Here is a 15,621-nt window from a genome sequence, read left to right as displayed (position 1 = left end):
CTCATGGATGTGTTGCTCTATCTCGTCCCGATGGCGCTTCTTCTCGGTCTCACGGGGCTTGCGGCCTTCATGTGGTCGTTGAAGAGCGGCCAGTATGACGACGTAGAGGGCGCGGCCCTGCGCGTGCTCTCGGACGACGACATCAAACCGAACGATCCCAGACAATGAGCAGTTCCACCTCCATCCCCCGCGCCGGGCAGATCGAATGCGTCTGCGAGCCGGGTGCGCTTGGAGAAAACGCCGACATTCAGGGCGGCGTCCCCCTTCTCGCCACCGCCTTTGCGCTCTCAATCCTCTCCCAGATCTTCACCCTCGGGATTTTGCCCCTCGCCGGGCTAGCGCTTGCGCCCACGAACAGCCTCGCGACGCTGCCCTATGCGGCGTTCTACGCGGGCGCGGCTTTGGCGAGCCTGCCCGCCTCGCTGCTTCTCGATTCCTTCGGCAGGCGCGCGGCCTTTTCACTCGGCGCGAGCCTTGGGGCGGCCGGCGGCATGGTGCTGGTCTTTGCCCTCGTGACCTTCCATTTCGGCGCGCTGGTGCTGGGCGCGTTCTGGCTCGGCATCGCGAGCGGCTTCAGCCTGTTCTATCGTCACGCAGCGGTGCCGGTCGGCGGCAAGGGAACGAGCGCGATCCTCATCGTGTTCGGCGCGGCGTCCGTTGCGGGGCTCATCGCGCCGACGCTCGGAGCCACAGCGGAGACGCTTGCCGCTCCGCGTGAATTCGTCGGCCTTGCCGCCGCCGCCGCCCTTGCTCATGTGGGGTCGCTCATCGCCACCGCCGCCCTGCCCTATCGGCGCATCCGCGAGGCAACGGAAGAGGCGAAGGGCGTGGAAGGCTGGCGCGCCATCGTCCTTCCCACCATCATCGGCGCGGTGGCGTGGTTCCTGATGACCGGCCTCATGGGCGCGACGCCCATCGCGATGGTCGGCTGCGGCCTCTCCGACGCGGTTTCCGGCACCATCGCGTGGCATGTCATGGCGATGTATGCGCCATCCCTCGTGCTGTTCGCCTTGCGCAGCGTGGTGAAGCCGGTCGCCATTGTCACTGTCGGCATGCTGCTTCTCGCCGTCGCCGTGGTGATTTTCGCCCTGTCGAGCAAGGTCGCGGGCTTTTCCGCCTCCGCGATCCTTCTCGGCATCGGCTGGTCGCTGGCAACCCTGGGCACGACCTTGTGGGTTCACAAGGACGGACGCCCCTCACGCTGGTTACTGGGAATACACGACGCCACCCTGCTGAGCGCCGCCCTCGTCGGCGCGCTCGCGGCGCAGGCTTTCGCGTGATCGCCTTGGTCCAGGAAGGCGGTTGCATGGAAACCGCAGTTCAGAAAATATGAGGGACAAGCCACCGCTTTGAGAGGTGCCGCATGACGACGATGACAGTTAAGTTGCGTGGCATTCCAGAGACGGAAGCCTCCATCGGTTGGGCAGGCTCCCACTCCATTACCGTTGACCGTCCAGAGGGCAAGGCTGGCGGTCGAGGGCTCGGCTTCAACGGCGGACAGCTGCTTGGATTGGCTATAGGCGGATGTTTCTGCAACGACCTCTACTATGTGGCCTATGAAATGGGCATTCGGCTTGCGTCAGTCGCTGTCGATGTGACGGTGACATTCGATGGCAATCCACTTCTTGCAACCTCCGCCGCTGTTCAGGTCGCCATTGAATCCATAGACGAAAGCGCCGACCTTGATGGTCTCCTTCAGAGGGCGCAAGCATCATCAACGGTGAGCAATTCCATTTCGCAGGGCGTACCGGTCAGAATCTCAAAGAGTTCCTTCAGTTGAAGGCCGGCCGAAAGCCCTTCTGGATCACGCGAAACGTTGCGGCGAATAGGGCCTGGCGTCGATAGCGCCATCCCGACCGACGACGATGGCCGCGACGAGATCTCCCGTTATGGCCGATTGTGTCAGCCCGTAATGGCCGTGGCCGAAGGCATAGACGATCCGCTTGTCCCGCGTCGCCGTGCCGATGACCGGCAGCGAATCCGGGATTGACGGACGGAATCCCATCCAGCGCTTGGCCGGCAGGGTTGAATCGAGATGCGGCAGGTAGCGCTTCAACCGCTCCACCATCGCCTCCGTGCGCCGATGGTTGGGCGCGGCTTCAAGCCCGGCGAACTCGACAGCGCCGCCGACCCGGTCCCCGCTATCGAGCGGCGTCGTAACAAACCCTTCGCCTTCATAGGCGACAGGCCGGTTAAGGCCGAGCGTTCCCGGCGCGAAAGTGGAATTGTAACCGCGCTCGGTATCGAGCGGGATCGTGTCGCCCAGTTGCTTGACAAGCGTCCGTGACCAGGCTCCCGCCGCGAGAACCACGCGATCCGCCTCGATCAGCCGCGACGGATTGCCGGTCCTCACGCGGACAGCCTCTCCGCTCGTCTCAATCGCAATGGCCTCTTCCGCCACATGCTCCGCGCCGCGCCGGATCGCGATCTGCAACAGATCGGACGCGACGGTTGCCGGATCTGAGACGTGGCACGCCTCGGGAAAGAGAACGGCGGCGGCGACGTTCTGCAAAGCGGGTTCGAGCTTCTTCACGTCGGATGGATCGAGCGTTTCCACCGCGATGCCGAAAGCACGTTGTCGCGCGAGCATGCCTTTCGCCGCCTCGAAGGCGCTGCGGCTTTTCCAGACCGAGAGAATGCCGCGCTCATGCAGGTGATGCTTGAGATTCAGCGCCTCGAGCCGCCGCTGCCATGCGGGCAAGGCCTCCGCGTTGATGGCGCGGATCGCCCCGATGCTGGCCTCGATCCGTCCCGGCGTCGCGGAGAGGAAGAAGCGGATGAGCCACGGCGTAAGCTGTGGAATGTAGGCGGGCCTGACAGTGAGCGGCCCGAGCGGATCCATGAGCCAGCGCGGCAGATTGCGCCACACCTTCGGCGAGGCAAGCGGCATGATGTCCGTGTGGGCGATCCATCCCGCATTGCCGTTGGAAGGGCTCGTATCGCGCCCCAGCGCATCCACGAGAATGACGTGATGACCCTCGTCGAGAAGGGCGTGAGCCACGTTCACGCCGACGATGCCCGCTCCGACAATCGCAATCCGCATGGCACGCTTTCCCTTCGGCTCAGGAAGCCTTGTCGACCACCTGGAATCCGAGCGCGAAAGGATCGCGGTCGTCGATGAAGATGGTGTTGAATCCGGTTACCCGCGCCCAGCCCTCGATGGAGGGGATGATCGCATCGCGATCCCCCACCTTGGCTCGCCCTTCGATGCGTCCGACGAATTTCGAGCCGATGATGCTCTCGTGGACGAACTCGTCGCCCTCCTTGAGCTTGCCCTTGGCCGCGAGATGCGCCATGCGCGCGGACGTGCCGGTGCCGCAGGGCGAACGGTCGATAGCCTTGTCGCCATAGAACACCGCATTGCGCGCGGTGCCACCCTCGGTCTGCGCTTTGCCGGTCCACAGCACATGGGTGAGCTTGTTGATGGCCGGGTTTTCAGGATGCGCGATTTTGTGGCGCGCGTTGAAAGCCTCGCGAAGCTTGGGGCTCCAGCGCAGGATGTCGGACGGGTTCACGTCCGCGAGATCGGAATAGAGCTCCTGCGGCTCCACGATGGCGTAGAAATTGCCGCCATAGGCGACATCCACCTTCAACGCACCAAGCCCCTCCACGTCGACATCGTATCCGGTGCCATAGAGGAACGAGGGAATGTTGGTGATGCGCACTCTTTCGATGAACGGCCCGTTCTGCTCGTAGCGAGCCTCGACGAGACCTGCAGGTGTATCCAGTTTGAGCACGCCCGGGGTCTTGGGATGGATGAGGCCGTTTTCGAGCGCGATGGTCACCGTGCCGATGGTGCCGTGCCCGCACATGGGCAGGCAGCCGGAGGTTTCGATGAAGAGAATGCCCACATCGCAATCAGGCCGCGTCGGCGGGTAGAGAATGGAGCCGGACATCATGTCGTGCCCGCGCGGCTCGAACATCAGGCCGGTGCGGATCCAGTCGTATTCCGCCAGGAAGTGCTGGCGGCGCTCGAACATCGTCTCGCCCTTGAGCTGCGGAATGCTGCCGCCGCCGACAACCCGCACGGGATTGCCGCAGGTGTGGCCGTCGATGCAGAAAAACGTATGGCGCGCCATGTCTTCGCCCGGGATTCTCGTTGTCGATGAGGTTCAGAAGAAAGGAAGGCGGCGCTTTGTGCAAGCACCGCCTTCGTCAGAGAAATCAGGCCGCGCTCTTGAGGCCGACATCGGGAAGAACCGGACGGCTCTTCAGCGCTTCCGCCATGATCTTTTCCACATAGGCGCGCTCATGCGCCTCAAGCGCCAGACGCGGCGGGCGTGTCAGGTCAGTTCCACGACCCATGATCTTCTCGCAGAGCTTGATGCACTGGACGAGATCGGGGCGGGCATCGAGGTGCAGAAGCGGCATGAACCATTCATAGAGCTTGCGCGCCTCGGCGAACCGACCCGCCTTCGCGAGGCGGAACAGCGTCTCGCCCTCGCGGGGGAAGGCGTTGGACATGCCGGAGATCCAGCCGGCGGCCCCGAGCATCACGCTCTCCACGACCACGTCGTCGAGACCGGCGAACAGCACGAAACGGTCGCCCACCATGTTCTTCACATCGGTGAAGCGGCGGGTGTCTCCGGAAGAATCCTTGAAGCAGACCACCGTATCGCAATCCGCGAGCGAAGCCAGGATCTCCGGGGTCACGTCGTTCTTGTAGACGGGCGGATTGTTGTAGACCATGACCGGCAGATCGGTCGCCTTCGCGACGCCCCGGAAGTGCGCTGCGGTCTCATGGGGCTTCGAGGAATAGACGAGTGCCGGCATGACCATGATGCCATCGATCCCGACCCGCGCGGCGTCCTTGGCGACGTCGCAGGCAAAAGCCGTGGTGAACTCCGCGATGCCCGCGACCACCGGCACCCGGCCCCGCGCCACGTCCTTCGCCGCTTCCATGATCGCCACCTTTTCGGCGCGGGTAAGCGAGCAGTTCTCACCCACCGTGCCGCAGATCACGAGGCCGGAAACGCCATCCCGGATCAGCCCTTCGATCACGACGCGGGTCGCGTCGATATCGAGGTCGAAATTGGGTTTGAACTGCGTGGTGACCGCCGGGAAGACCCCTTCCCATCCGATTGCCGGTGCCATGAAAGCTTCTCCTTCGTGCCGATTTGAGTGCCGGTTTGCCGTTGTCTCTCGGTTATTGTAGATTGTATAAAATCTGCAATGTCAATCCATGAACAAAGAAGCGTGTTATGGAGGGACAACCGGCCACATAAAGCCCGGCGGCCGGGCAACCCTGGCCTCAGCCGTGCCTTGAACCTGACGGAAAAATGGACCTGACCAAGACTTTGCCCGCCCGCCCCGCCATGAAGACCATCAAGCACCGCACCATCTCGGCGGCGGTAGCCGATGCCTTGCGGCAGCAGATCCTCAACGGGGCATTCGCGGCGGGTTTCCAGCTTCGCCAGGATGCGCTGGCCGAAGAATTCGGCGTCAGCCGCATTCCCGTCCGCGAGGCACTGATGCAGTTGGAGGCCGAAGGGCTCGTAAAGATCGAGCCGCACAAGGGGGCCATCGTCTCCGAGCTCTCCACGGCCGAGGTCGAGGAACTGTTTGAGCTGCGCGCTCTTCTCGAACCACGCCTCCTCAGGAAATCGGCCCCGCACCTCACGAGCGAGGATTATGCGCGGCTCAACGGCATTCTGGAGGAATACAGCGCGGAGCTGCGCGCCGACCATGTGGGCCGCTGGGGCGAGCTGAACACCGAATTCCACATGCTGCTCTACCGCCACGCGGGGCAGCCCCGCTCGCTCACCATCGTCGCCAATCTCCTGCAGGAATGCGACCGGCATACGCGTATCCAGCTTTCACTGACCGGCGGCATGGAACGGGCGGAGGAGGAGCATGCCGAGCTCGTGAAGCTCTGTGCCGAGGGCAAGATCACCGCCGCCTGTGCCCTCTTGAAAACCCATATCGAGCATGTCGGCAAATCCCTGCATGATTTTCTCCAGCAGAGACAAAAGGGGTGATGCGTATTTGAGGGGGACACCCTCAATTCTGGAGGGCTTGTCCTGCCCCATATCTCCTGCGTACCTGATACCGATCCCATCCGGAGACGCCACGAGATGTCCTATATCGCCGCCGACGACCGCTATGCGGGCATGACCTATCGCCGCTCTGGCCGCAGCGGCCTCAAGCTGCCGGTGATTTCCCTCGGCCTCTGGCAGAACTTCGGCAGCGTCGACGTGTTCGAGACAGGCCGCGCCATCCTGAAGCGCGCCTTCGACCGGGGCGTCACCCATTTCGATCTCGCCAACAATTACGGCCCCGTGCCCGGCTCGGCGGAAGAGAATTTCGGCCGCGTGCTCGCGAGCGACTTCAAGCGCTATCGCGATGAAATGATTATCTCGACCAAGGCGGGCTATCACATGTGGCCCGGCCCTTATGGCGAATGGGGTTCCCGCAAGTCCCTGCTCGCAAGCCTCGACCAGAGCCTCACGCGGATGGGGCTCGATTATGTCGACATTTTCTATTCGCACCGTCCCGACCCCGATACGCCCCTTGAAGAGACGATGGGCGCGCTCGACACCGCCGTGCGGCAGGGCAAGGCGCTTTATGTCGGCATCTCCTCCTACTCGCCGGAGATGACGCGCAAGGCTGCGAAGATTCTGAAGGATCTCGGCACGCCCTGCCTGATCCACCAGCCCTCCTACTCCATGCTCAACCGCTGGATCGAGGACGGTTTGCTCGACACGCTCGACGATCTCGGCATCGGCTGCATCGCCTTCTCACCTCTGGCGCAGGGCATGCTGACGATGAAGTACATCGAGGGCATTCCGGAAGGCTCGCGCGCCTCGAAGGGCGGCTCGCTCTCCGAGCGGTTCCTCACCCCTCAGAACATCGAGCGCATCAAGGCGCTGCACCACATCGCCGGGCGGCGCGGCCAATCGCTGGCGCAGATGGCGATTGCGTGGGTGTTGCGGGATCCGAAGGTGACCTCTGCCCTGATCGGCGCGCGGACGGTTGAACAGCTCGACGATTCCCTTGCCGCGCTCGAGCGCCCCGATTTCACCGCCGAGGAACTGGCCGAGATCGAACATCACGCCACCGAGGGCGGCATCGATCTCTGGCGCGCCTCGGCACAACAGCGCTGATTTTCATCGGGCGCGCTGAAGCTTCTCGAATTTCTTGATGACGCGCTCGCGCTTCAGGCGCGAAAGGCGGTCGATCCAGAAGATGCCGTCGAGTTGGTCGATCTCGTGCTGGAGGCAGACGGCGAGAAGCCCTTCGGCCTCCTCTTCCCGCTCAGCCCCATCGAGCCCGCGATAGCGGACGCGCACGCGCGCCGGGCGCTCGATCTCGTCCGTCACGCCAGGCATGGAAACGCTGCCTTCCGCGTGCTTCGCGACCTCAGGCGAAGACCACACCACCACCGGGTCCACATAGACGAGCAAGGGATGGTTGTGCTCAAGCTTGATCGCTACGAGGCGCTTCAACACGCCCACATGCGGCCCGGTGATGCCGATGCCGGGCGCTGCGGCCATCGTATCCGCGAGATCGCGTGCAAGTGCGTGTATCTCGTCATCAATCGCCCCCACCGCCTCTGCCTTCTGGCGCAAGCGTGGATCGGGATAGCGAACGATCTGGCGCACAGCCATCGGCTTCCTCCGGCTACTTGTAGCGTCCGCGGCTTTGCAGAACCTCGATCTTGTAGCCATCCGGGTCCTGCACGAAGAAGAACCGCGCGAGGGGCTGCCCGTTATGGGCGAAATCCTTCAGGGGCGTCGGCGCCAATCCGAGCGTCGTAAAACGCGCATGTTCAGCATCGAGATCGCCGACGGCAAAGGCAAGGTGGCCATAGCCGTCGCCGAGAGCATAAGGCTCGGTGCGATCATGATTGATGGTGAGTTCAAGCTCGAAATCGGCCTCGGCGTTGCGCAGATAAACCAGCGTGAAGCCCTCGAAGGCAAAGCGGTCCGCGACCTTCAGCCCAAAAGCCTTCTCGTAGAATTCGACGGAGCGCGCTTCGTTGAGCACGCGGATCATGGAATGGATCGCTTTGGCCATGTCTCGTCACCTTGTTGGAACAATGCGCTGGGGTTGTGACAAGCGCATATTACGACCGCGCGGGAATGCCAAACGCCTTCGCCAGCAATTCATAGGAGCGCTTGCGCGCCTCGTGATCGTGAATCGCTGATGTAACCATCAGCTCATCCGCTTTCGTGGCCTCGGCAAGCGCCAGCAATCGTGGCATCACGGTGTCGGGCGCGCCGACGAAGAGCCGCGCGCGGTTACGGCGGATCGTCTCCCGCTCGGCGGGCGTATAGGGATAGGTGAGCGCCTCCTCCGGGCTCGGCAACGGCCCGAACTCGCCGCGCATCCGGCGCACGAAATTCAGGTCGGCCCCGGAAGCGATGCGCTCCGCCTCCTCGTCGGTGTCGGCGCAGATCGCGGCGACACCGAGAATCGCATGAGGCTTCTCGCGCCAGCGCGAGGGTGTGAAGCCGCTGCGGTAGCTCAGCATGGCATCGGCCGCGTCATGGTTCGCGAAGTGGTGAGCGAAAGCAAAGCCCATGCCGAGGCGGGCGGAGAGATGCGCGCTGTAATCGCTCGACCCCAGAAGCCAGATCGGCGGCAGCGGCACGCCCGAGGGCATCACCTCCACGCGGCGGAACGGATGCGTCTCGGGAAATTCGCGCGTCTCCCACAGCAGCAGCTCCTGCAAGCGCTCCAGAAAATCGTCGTGTCCCTGCTCCTCCTGCCGCTGGCGCAAGGCATAAGTGGTGACCGGGTCCGTTCCCGGCGCGCGTCCGAGGCCGAGGTCGATACGACCGGGAAAAAGCGCCTCCAATGTCTTGAAGCGCTCGGCCACCATCAGCGGAGCATGGTTCGGCAGCATGACGCCGCCAGAGCCCACGCGAATATCCTTCGTCACCGCTGCGATCTGCCCGATCATGATCTCGGGCGCGCTGCTGGCGATGGATGGCAGGTTGTGATGCTCGGCGACCCAGTAGCGGGTGAAGCCCAGCGCATCCGCGTGACGGGAGAGATCGAGTGTATTGGCAAGGGCCGCCGCAGGCGTCGAACCGGAAGTGACGAAAGACAAGTCGAGAACGGATAGCGGCAGCATTGCGAGACTCACAGCATGACGAAAACGGCAACTGAGAAGATAGGGACCCATCTGCGGGAATGACACCTCTCTCGCAGAATGCCGGATCTGCTACAGATACCCTTGACCGCTACGGAGATTCTCATGCCTCAACGTCGCCAACTCGGCCGCTCGAGCCTTTCTGTCCCGCCCTTCTGCCTGGGAGCCAACGTTTTTGGATGGAGCGCGGATGAAGCAACGTCCTTCAAGCTGCTCGATGCGCTTCTCAGTGCAGACCTGAATTTCGTCGATACCGCCGATGTCTATTCGACCTGGGTTCCCGGCAACAAAGGGGGCGAGTCGGAGACGATCATCGGCAAATGGATGAAGGCGCGCGGCAACCGGGATAAGGTCATCGTTGCAACCAAGGTCGGCTCGGAGATGGGCCCCGGCAAGAAGGGCCTGTCGAAGGCCTATATCCGCGCTGCGGTCGAGGATTCCCTCAAGCGCCTGCAAACGGATTATATCGACCTCTACCAGTCGCACCGGGACGATCCGGACACGCCGCAGGAAGAGACCCTGAGTGCTTATGCGGAGCTGATCCGCGAGGGCAAGGTGCGCGCGATCGGCGCGTCGAACTTCACGGGGGCCCGCCTCAAGGAAGCTCTGGACATCAGCGCCAAAGCGGGGCTGCCCCGCTACGAGAGCCTGCAGCCGCTCTACAACCTCTACGACCGTGCCGAGTTCGAGAGCGACCTTGAACGGCTCTGCCTGGACAACAACGTGGGCGTGATCCCGTATTATGGGCTCGCGAGCGGCTTTCTCACCGGCAAGTATCGCTCCGAAAAGGACTTCGGCAAAAGCGCCGCGCGTGGCGACCGGATGACGAAGTATCTCAACGAACGTGGCCTCAGCATTCTTGCGGCGCTCGATGATGTTGCCGCTCGCCACAATGCAAACCCGGCTCGCATCGCGCTGGCCTGGCTCATGGCTCGCCCCAGCATCACCGCACCCATCGCCAGCGCGACAAGCCTGACGCAGATCGAAGACTTGATCGCCGCGACACGCCTGAATCTCGCCGCTGGCGACATCGAGCAACTCGACCGGGTGTCGGCCTCCTGAAGCAGGCAGAAAGACATGCGGCCTATAGCGGGCCGCATGTCACGCATCATCGCTACTGTTCTGGCTTGGCCGGCATGTTGTCGAGCCGGCGATAAACCTCAGCGATTTGTGTTTGCGGGCGCGGGCAGCGCTTCGCGCGCGCGATGTCCTCAAGAACACCGTTTCTGTTGCGCAGAGCTTCAATCTCCACACGCTCCGGCGACTTCGGATCTATGAAGAACAACGCGGGAAAGAAGACCACAGCCCCTGCAACACCAAGGATAGCATTCTTGGCGTTTGCGTTATCCTTCTCCTGAATGGTCGCTACGATCTGGCGTTCATTGGCCTGAAATTCACGCGCGATTGCGGGGCAATCGAGAGACACGTCGCCAACGTTCGTGGACTGGACCGGCCTCGCCTCACGACCGCCGCAACCAGCGAGAAGAAAGCTTGCGGAAAGGAGAAGCGCCAACGGCTTCTTCGAAACAAAAATCGTCACAGACGCCCCCGATGGCCTTTTCGGCCCTCATTATGAAGCACCTGTATAACGTCAAGCCTCAGGCCTGCCTAGGCAGGCGACGACAGAACGACGGGGCCATGAGGCCCCGCCATTATTGTGCTTACCCTTTATGCCGTGGCTCCTGCATGGGCTTGCCGGGCTCACGCTGCTCGCCCGGGCGAGATTCGCCTTGGCGTTGCGGCATATCCTGGCGCTGCTCGGGTTTCTTCGGGTTGCGTGGATCGTCTTTCTGCTGAGCCATTGTACTTCCCTTCAGAGGTTATGGGCTTTTCCCACCCGGGGAGGACAACCCCTCCCGTCCAGGACGGTTCGAGCGTGGCGCTAAATTTGCATGGCAGGCATTCGGTTGCGCGAAGCGGAGGAGCCCTTATCTACTGATGGCGTAGGTGATAATTCTTAATTCACTTCAAGACCCGGGAAATCCCATGAGCGAGAATGCAGCCCCCCTCTTCCAGCCCTACCAGCTTGGCGACCTTACCCTGCCGAACCGGCTTGTCATGGCCCCGCTGACCCGCAACAGGGCCAAGCCCGGCACCGATGCGCCCTATGAGCTGCACGCCGAATATTACGCGCAGCGTGCCAGCGCCGGTCTCCTGATTTCCGAAGGCTCGCAGATCTCGCGCCAGGGCCAGGGGTACATTCATACGCCCGGCATCTATTCACCGGCACAGGTGGAAGGCTGGCGCAAGGTGACGGAGGCCGTGCATAAGGCCGGCGGACGCATCTTCATCCAGCTCTGGCATGTGGGTCGTGTTTCCCATGTCTCGCTGCAGGAGAACGGCGCGGCTCCGGTCGCCCCTTCCGCCATTCGCGCCAACACCAAGACATTTCTGGAGAGCGGCTTCGCGGACGTCTCCGAACCCCGCGCCCTCGAACTCGACGACATCAAGCAGATCCTGCGCGATTACGAAACCGCCGCGCGCAATGCCAAGGATGCCGGCTTCGACGGCGTCGAGATCCACGGCGCGAACGGCTACCTTCTCGACCAGTTCATGAAGGACGGCTCGAACAAGCGCACGGACGCCTATGGCGGCTCTATCGACAACAGGACCCGTTTGACGGTCGAGGCCGTGGAAGCGGTCCTCAAGGTCTGGGACAAGAGCCGCGTCGGCATCCGCCTCTCTCCTGCCGCTGTGAACGATGCGAGCGATTCAGATCCGCAGGCCCTGTTCAGTCACGTCGTCAAAAAGCTCGACGCCCTCGGCATCGGCTTCATCCATTTGATCGAAGGCGCGACAGGCGGCGCACGCGATGCGGTGGCCGTGGATTATGCCAGTTTGCGCAAGACATTCCGGGGCGCCTACATCGCGAATAACGGCTACGACCGCCAAACGGCTATCGACGCCGTGGCGAGCGGCCACGCCGATCTCGTGGCGTTCGGGCGTCTTTATATCTCAAACCCCGACCTCGCCGAGCGCCTCTGGCTCGATGCTCCGCTGAACGAGCCCAACCGGGCCACTTTCTATGGCGGCGGTGCGGAGGGCTACACGGATTACCCGTTCCTCAAGCGCGTCCCCGCCTGAGCCGCTCCGAGTTGGTGCGACGGCTCTTAAGGAGCCGCCGCGCTACGTCGCCAGATGGTCAGGCTCACGGGCCCATTTCTGTCGATGACCTGACGCGGCCCAATTGTGAGGCCGCTTTTCGTCAGAACCTCCTCGGCGGTCTCGCCCTCGTCGCAGGCCGAGAACAGCGCCACGCCGCGCGGAATGTGCACGCCTTCCGCGCGGGTGAGGTGGAATGCGTCGTAGCCTATGCCGAGAAAGAGATCGAACACGCGCCGCCCGCCGGGCACGGCGATCCGCCCGCCTTCGGGAAGCACCGTGCGGACGGCATCCTCCCAAGAGACAGTCGCCGGGTTCCACCACCAGCCATCCTCGCGGCGCTCAAGACGCGGTACGGACGAGGACAGTACAAGCCGTGCCCGTTTCTTTGGATTGGCGTTCGCCTCATGCCCGAGACGCCCGAGCACGACCAGCGCGGCGAGGTCGAGTTCGGCCTGGAAATAGGCCCAGTCCGCATCGTTGCGCAGCAAATCCGGCATGGCTCCGGATTCATCCGCAATGCGGTCGTCATCCGACACGATGGCGTAGCCGTGGATCTCGATGCCCTTCATCTGACAGGCCCTTCTCAACGAAGAAAGCGACAGGCCATACCGGAGTTCCTATCGCGATGATCCCCGGTTAACCGGCGCTGCGCCGAAAGCCAATCCGGGACCCAGCCCCGCGTCCAAGTCCTAACCTCTTGCCAGCCGCCGAGAGACATCCGATGAACGGAGCAGATATCAAGCGGGAGCCGAGCGATGCGGATCGCCACCTGGAACGTCAACTCGATCAAGCAGCGCCTCGATCACTTGGCCCAATTCGTCAAAAGCGCCGATCCCGACGTTCTGTGCCTGCAGGAGTTGAAGTGCATGGACGAGGCGTTTCCGCGCCTTGAGATCGAGGCACTTGGCTACAACGTGACGACGCTGGGGCAAAAGGCCTACAACGGCGTCGCCATTCTCTCCAAGCGCCCACTGGAGGACGTGCGGCGCGGCCTGCCCGGCGACGACACGGACGAGCAGGCGCGGTATCTGGAAGGGATCGTCTCCACCAAGGCCGGTGTCGTGCGTGTCGCCTCGATCTACCTGCCGAACGGCAATCCCACCGCCTCACCCAAGTTCGACTACAAGCTTGGATGGATGGACCGCTTGATCCGGCACGCCCACAATCTTTTGCCGTTGGAAGAGCCGCTCGTCCTGTGCGGCGACTACAATGTGATTCCCGAACCGAAGGATGCGGCGGACCCGGCGGCCTGGACCGGCGACGCTTTGTTCCAGCCCGAGAGCCGCGCGAAGTTCCGCGCGCTTCTCAACCTCGGCTTCACCGATGCGCTGCGCGCCTGTAGCGATCAGGCGGGCCTCTACACGTTCTGGGATTATCAGGCCGGGGCGTTTCAGAAAAACAACGGCATCCGCATCGACCATCTGCTGCTTTCAAGCCAGGCGACGGACCGCCTGCGCAGCACCGCGATCCTCAAGGAAACGCGCGGCTGGGACAAGCCGTCGGACCATGTGCCGGTGATGGTGGATCTCGATCTCGACTAAACCGACCAGCCGGAGGCTCAGCGCCTGCTCTGCAAATATTGCTCGAGCAGCGCCAGCGCGAACTTGCGGTCGCTCTCGCCGGTCGCCGCGAAGGCTTTCTCGTAAAGCTCCGAAATCCAGGCTTCCTTGACCGGGTCGGAGGATTCACGTGCCAGCGTCAGCCACATCAGGCCGCGCGCACGCTGGCGCGGAACGCCCTGGCCGTTGATGAGAAGGTGCCCGAGCAGAGCCTGCGAAGCGTGGTGCCCCTTTTCCGCCGCGAGGTTGAACCACCGGGCGGCAAGGCGCTCATCCTTCTCCACGCCCGTGCCGTCGAGATAGAGGCGGGCGAGATTGTACTGCGCGTTCGGATCGCTGAAATACGACGCCGCGTAATGGAACATCTCCAGCGCGCGCCCGGGGTTGGGCGTCACGTAGGTGTCCTTGATGCCGTCGAGGAAGTAGGTGCCGATGGCGACGAAGGCGCTGGCGACAACGGATGCGTTCGGCGAATCCGGGCTCTCGTCGGCGTTCTGGTCGGCGAGCTTGGAGAAATACTCGAAGGCCTTCAGGTCGTCATGCTGAACGCCGTCGCCATCCGCATACATGCGTCCGAGCTTCCAGAGCGCCAGCGTGTGACCCTGCCCTGCCGCATATTCCAGCGCCTGCGCGGCAACGCGCTTGTTGCCGGCGTAATAGTCACGAACGCCATCGCGCAGGGCCTGCCCCGCCGAGCTGTATTTCGTGGTGGGTGCAAGCGGTTGCGGACGCGGCGCGGCATCGAGCGCGAGGGCGGCATTCAGGGCCGGCAGCGACAGGCCAAGGGCAAAGACGACGAGACTAGCCGCGCGCATGGATGCCGGCTCCGTCATCTGCCTTCATAGCGCACGGAAAAGAGCATTGCGGCGCGCGCGCAGGCGCAGCCGTCATATGACGGCTTTGCTGCCTCGGCATATCGATGCGGCGCGCACCCATGAACGTCTCTTCCCCTTCCGGCCCTTGTTGCAGACAAAGGTTACGGAACCATCGTGATCTGCCAGTGCCAAGCCCCTGACGCAACGGCCTGTCGGTACGGTTAAAAAGGCGCGAAACCCATGCGCCACTTACCGAACATCGCCGTAAAGCGTTGGACTTGAAGCACTTTAAGCCTCGTAATGAGGTGCTCCCGGTTTATGGCGGGATCGGGGCGGGCCTTGGGAGCAAAATCGCCAAAGTGAGGAAGCTTTCGAGGTGTTGCGGGCCAGCAACATTTTCGAGAGCCAACCGGATGCCAAAAATTCCATAGCCCCCTGTGTTCGCAGGAACTCAAGCATGCAGGACTGGCGGTAAGAATCCCTTTTCCGGGGAACAGTCCATGCTCTTTCAGCGCCCGTTTGCCTTTGGCTTCGCTCTCGCGACACTCCCACTCCTGGGGGCCTGCAATCAGATGGGCGCCCTTTCCGGCGCAGGCGGTTCAGGCGCGCTCACGCCCGTCGTCATGCCCGCCAGCGCGGGCGCTATTGCGGCCCTTGCAGCAACGTCGTCTCCCAGCCCGGACGCCATTCTTGCCGGCGCGCCTGAGGGCATCGCTACGCCCTCCAATCCGAACGGCATAGGCTCGGGCGTGCTCTCGGCCATCACCGACGCGCAAAACACGCGGGTGAGGCACCGGGCAACGTCGTTCATCCTCAACACGGCTTCGAGCTTCGATCCCACCGGCCTGTCCGGACATGCGGTTGGCCTCGTCGAGCAAGTGCAGGATCACATCGAGGAAGAGCAACAGCAACGAATCGACGCGGAAGTTGAAAAAGCCATCGCCGAAGGCATGGCATTGCAGGCAAAGGCGCAGAAGGAAAACACGGAACCGCAGAAGGCGGCTCGTACCGACAAGACCGCACGCAAGAAGCCTACGCCCTAGGC

The 15,621-nt window shown here is 63.0% G+C and carries 19 protein-coding genes; 9 read left to right on the top strand and 10 right to left on the bottom strand.

Translation table 11 applies throughout. The features are described from left to right. The first annotated feature begins 3 nt into the window (after positions 1–3). The 3 genes from ccoS to DQW91_RS12600 all read left to right on the top strand — a co-directional run bounded on the left by ccoS (position 4) and on the right by DQW91_RS12600 (position 1,780). Positions 4–168, top strand: a complete 165-nt coding sequence (gene ccoS / locus DQW91_RS12610; protein WP_112664005.1) for a cbb3-type cytochrome oxidase assembly protein CcoS — start codon at positions 4–6, stop codon at positions 166–168. Next, positions 165–1,280 (top strand): hypothetical protein, encoded by a 1,116-nt coding sequence (locus DQW91_RS12605; protein ID WP_112664004.1) that lies wholly within the window; start codon positions 165–167, stop codon positions 1,278–1,280. Before ccoS ends, DQW91_RS12605 begins: the two co-directional genes overlap by 4 nt. A gap of 83 nt (positions 1,281–1,363) precedes the next feature. Continuing rightward, positions 1,364–1,780 (top strand): OsmC family protein, encoded by a 417-nt coding sequence (locus DQW91_RS12600; RefSeq protein WP_112664003.1) that lies wholly within the window; start codon positions 1,364–1,366, stop codon positions 1,778–1,780. 24 nt (positions 1,781–1,804) lie between these two features. Here the strand turns inward: DQW91_RS12600 and DQW91_RS12595 are convergent, their stop codons facing one another. From DQW91_RS12595 to DQW91_RS12585, 3 genes are all read right to left on the bottom strand, one after another. Then, positions 1,805–3,043, bottom strand: coding sequence for an NAD(P)/FAD-dependent oxidoreductase (locus DQW91_RS12595; RefSeq protein WP_112664002.1), 1,239 nt, complete (start codon positions 3,041–3,043; stop codon positions 1,805–1,807). A gap of 19 nt (positions 3,044–3,062) precedes the next feature. After that, on the bottom strand, positions 3,063–4,079 hold the full coding sequence (locus DQW91_RS12590) for a 4-hydroxyproline epimerase (protein ID WP_112664001.1): 1,017 nt from the start codon (positions 4,077–4,079) through the stop codon (positions 3,063–3,065). Positions 4,080–4,164: 85 nt separating this feature from the next. Then, positions 4,165–5,094, bottom strand: coding sequence for a dihydrodipicolinate synthase family protein (locus DQW91_RS12585; RefSeq protein ID WP_112664000.1), 930 nt, complete (start codon positions 5,092–5,094; stop codon positions 4,165–4,167). 185 nt (positions 5,095–5,279) lie between these two features. Between DQW91_RS12585 and DQW91_RS12580 the strand changes: the two genes are divergently transcribed. Both DQW91_RS12580 and mgrA read left to right on the top strand, forming a co-directional pair. Beyond that, a complete protein-coding gene (locus DQW91_RS12580) occupies positions 5,280–5,978 on the top strand; it encodes a GntR family transcriptional regulator (protein ID WP_198411860.1) in 699 nt (232 codons plus the stop codon). 96 nt (positions 5,979–6,074) lie between these two features. Beyond that, positions 6,075–7,103 (top strand): L-glyceraldehyde 3-phosphate reductase, encoded by a 1,029-nt coding sequence (gene mgrA / locus DQW91_RS12575; protein ID WP_112663999.1) that lies wholly within the window; start codon positions 6,075–6,077, stop codon positions 7,101–7,103. A 3-nt stretch (positions 7,104–7,106) separates the two neighbouring features. Here the strand turns inward: mgrA and DQW91_RS12570 are convergent, their stop codons facing one another. Genes DQW91_RS12570 through DQW91_RS12560 form a run of 3 tightly spaced genes read right to left on the bottom strand, consistent with a single transcriptional unit; the run spans position 7,107 to position 9,079 of the window. After that, positions 7,107–7,607 (bottom strand): peptide deformylase, encoded by a 501-nt coding sequence (locus DQW91_RS12570; protein ID WP_112663998.1) that lies wholly within the window; start codon positions 7,605–7,607, stop codon positions 7,107–7,109. A 13-nt stretch (positions 7,608–7,620) separates the two neighbouring features. After that, positions 7,621–8,016 (bottom strand): VOC family protein, encoded by a 396-nt coding sequence (locus DQW91_RS12565; RefSeq protein WP_112663997.1) that lies wholly within the window; start codon positions 8,014–8,016, stop codon positions 7,621–7,623. Between the two features lie 49 nt (positions 8,017–8,065). Beyond that, on the bottom strand, positions 8,066–9,079 hold the full coding sequence (locus DQW91_RS12560; RefSeq protein WP_112664140.1) for an LLM class flavin-dependent oxidoreductase: 1,014 nt from the start codon (positions 9,077–9,079) through the stop codon (positions 8,066–8,068). Positions 9,080–9,202: 123 nt separating this feature from the next. On the opposite strand from DQW91_RS12560, the gene DQW91_RS12555 reads away from it, so the two are divergent. Then, a complete protein-coding gene (locus DQW91_RS12555) occupies positions 9,203–10,159 on the top strand; it encodes an aldo/keto reductase (RefSeq protein WP_112664139.1) in 957 nt (318 codons plus the stop codon). A 52-nt stretch (positions 10,160–10,211) separates the two neighbouring features. On the opposite strand, the gene DQW91_RS12550 is transcribed toward DQW91_RS12555, so the two are convergent. Together DQW91_RS12550 and DQW91_RS16635 are read right to left on the bottom strand one after the other, a co-directional pair. Then, positions 10,212–10,637, bottom strand: coding sequence for a hypothetical protein (locus tag DQW91_RS12550; protein WP_112663996.1), 426 nt, complete (start codon positions 10,635–10,637; stop codon positions 10,212–10,214). A gap of 121 nt (positions 10,638–10,758) precedes the next feature. Next, entirely contained in the window at positions 10,759–10,899 is a 141-nt protein-coding gene (locus DQW91_RS16635) for a hypothetical protein (RefSeq protein ID WP_157961434.1), read from the bottom strand. A gap of 184 nt (positions 10,900–11,083) precedes the next feature. Here DQW91_RS16635 and DQW91_RS12545 point away from each other — a divergent pair, with 184 nt between their 5' ends. Beyond that, positions 11,084–12,181 (top strand): alkene reductase, encoded by a 1,098-nt coding sequence (locus tag DQW91_RS12545; protein ID WP_112663995.1) that lies wholly within the window; start codon positions 11,084–11,086, stop codon positions 12,179–12,181. Between the two features lie 26 nt (positions 12,182–12,207). Here the strand turns inward: DQW91_RS12545 and DQW91_RS12540 are convergent, their stop codons facing one another. Continuing rightward, positions 12,208–12,771: a dihydrofolate reductase family protein gene (locus DQW91_RS12540; protein ID WP_112663994.1), complete on the bottom strand. Its 564-nt coding sequence runs from the start codon at positions 12,769–12,771 to the stop codon at positions 12,208–12,210. A gap of 186 nt (positions 12,772–12,957) precedes the next feature. On the opposite strand from DQW91_RS12540, the gene DQW91_RS12535 reads away from it, so the two are divergent. Continuing rightward, positions 12,958–13,743 (top strand): exodeoxyribonuclease III, encoded by a 786-nt coding sequence (locus tag DQW91_RS12535; protein ID WP_112663993.1) that lies wholly within the window; start codon positions 12,958–12,960, stop codon positions 13,741–13,743. A gap of 17 nt (positions 13,744–13,760) precedes the next feature. Here DQW91_RS12535 and DQW91_RS12530 read toward each other — a convergent pair whose 3' ends face one another. Next, on the bottom strand, positions 13,761–14,576 hold the full coding sequence (locus tag DQW91_RS12530) for a tetratricopeptide repeat protein (protein ID WP_245411018.1): 816 nt from the start codon (positions 14,574–14,576) through the stop codon (positions 13,761–13,763). A 500-nt stretch (positions 14,577–15,076) separates the two neighbouring features. On the opposite strand from DQW91_RS12530, the gene DQW91_RS12525 reads away from it, so the two are divergent. Continuing rightward, positions 15,077–15,619, top strand: coding sequence for a hypothetical protein (locus DQW91_RS12525; RefSeq protein WP_112663991.1), 543 nt, complete (start codon positions 15,077–15,079; stop codon positions 15,617–15,619). Positions 15,620–15,621 lie beyond the last annotated feature (2 nt).

Origin of the sequence: Microvirga flavescens, from assembly GCF_003290125.1 — a bacterium.
GTDB classification, from domain to species: Bacteria; Pseudomonadota; Alphaproteobacteria; order Rhizobiales; family Beijerinckiaceae; genus Microvirga; species Microvirga flavescens.
This window is presented reverse-complemented; position numbering and strand designations above follow the sequence as displayed.

Excerpts from the sequence above, each read along its gene's own strand:
- DQW91_RS12605 (WP_112664004.1), top strand. The coding sequence starts at position 165 with ATGAGCAGTTCCACCTCCATCCCCCGCGCCGGGCAGATCGAATGCGTC.
- DQW91_RS12580 (WP_198411860.1), top strand. The coding sequence starts at position 5,280 with ATGGACCTGACCAAGACTTTGCCCGCCCGCCCCGCCATGAAGACCATC.
- DQW91_RS12590 (WP_112664001.1), bottom strand. The coding sequence starts at position 4,079 with ATGGCGCGCCATACGTTTTTCTGCATCGACGGCCACACCTGCGGCAAT.
- DQW91_RS12560 (WP_112664140.1), bottom strand. The coding sequence starts at position 9,079 with ATGCTGCCGCTATCCGTTCTCGACTTGTCTTTCGTCACTTCCGGTTCG.
- ccoS (WP_112664005.1), top strand. The coding sequence starts at position 4 with ATGGATGTGTTGCTCTATCTCGTCCCGATGGCGCTTCTTCTCGGTCTC.
- DQW91_RS12595 (WP_112664002.1), bottom strand. The coding sequence starts at position 3,043 with ATGCGGATTGCGATTGTCGGAGCGGGCATCGTCGGCGTGAACGTGGCT.
- DQW91_RS12530 (WP_245411018.1), bottom strand. The coding sequence starts at position 14,576 with ATGCGCGCGGCTAGTCTCGTCGTCTTTGCCCTTGGCCTGTCGCTGCCG.
- DQW91_RS12570 (WP_112663998.1), bottom strand. The coding sequence starts at position 7,607 with ATGGCTGTGCGCCAGATCGTTCGCTATCCCGATCCACGCTTGCGCCAG.
- DQW91_RS16635 (WP_157961434.1), bottom strand. The coding sequence starts at position 10,899 with ATGGCTCAGCAGAAAGACGATCCACGCAACCCGAAGAAACCCGAGCAG.
- DQW91_RS12525 (WP_112663991.1), top strand. The coding sequence starts at position 15,077 with ATGCTCTTTCAGCGCCCGTTTGCCTTTGGCTTCGCTCTCGCGACACTC.
- DQW91_RS12535 (WP_112663993.1), top strand. The coding sequence starts at position 12,958 with ATGCGGATCGCCACCTGGAACGTCAACTCGATCAAGCAGCGCCTCGAT.
- DQW91_RS12540 (WP_112663994.1), bottom strand. The coding sequence starts at position 12,771 with ATGAAGGGCATCGAGATCCACGGCTACGCCATCGTGTCGGATGACGAC.
- DQW91_RS12600 (WP_112664003.1), top strand. The coding sequence starts at position 1,364 with ATGACGACGATGACAGTTAAGTTGCGTGGCATTCCAGAGACGGAAGCC.
- mgrA (WP_112663999.1), top strand. The coding sequence starts at position 6,075 with ATGTCCTATATCGCCGCCGACGACCGCTATGCGGGCATGACCTATCGC.
- DQW91_RS12555 (WP_112664139.1), top strand. The coding sequence starts at position 9,203 with ATGCCTCAACGTCGCCAACTCGGCCGCTCGAGCCTTTCTGTCCCGCCC.
- DQW91_RS12545 (WP_112663995.1), top strand. The coding sequence starts at position 11,084 with ATGAGCGAGAATGCAGCCCCCCTCTTCCAGCCCTACCAGCTTGGCGAC.
- DQW91_RS12565 (WP_112663997.1), bottom strand. The coding sequence starts at position 8,016 with ATGGCCAAAGCGATCCATTCCATGATCCGCGTGCTCAACGAAGCGCGC.
- DQW91_RS12585 (WP_112664000.1), bottom strand. The coding sequence starts at position 5,094 with ATGGCACCGGCAATCGGATGGGAAGGGGTCTTCCCGGCGGTCACCACG.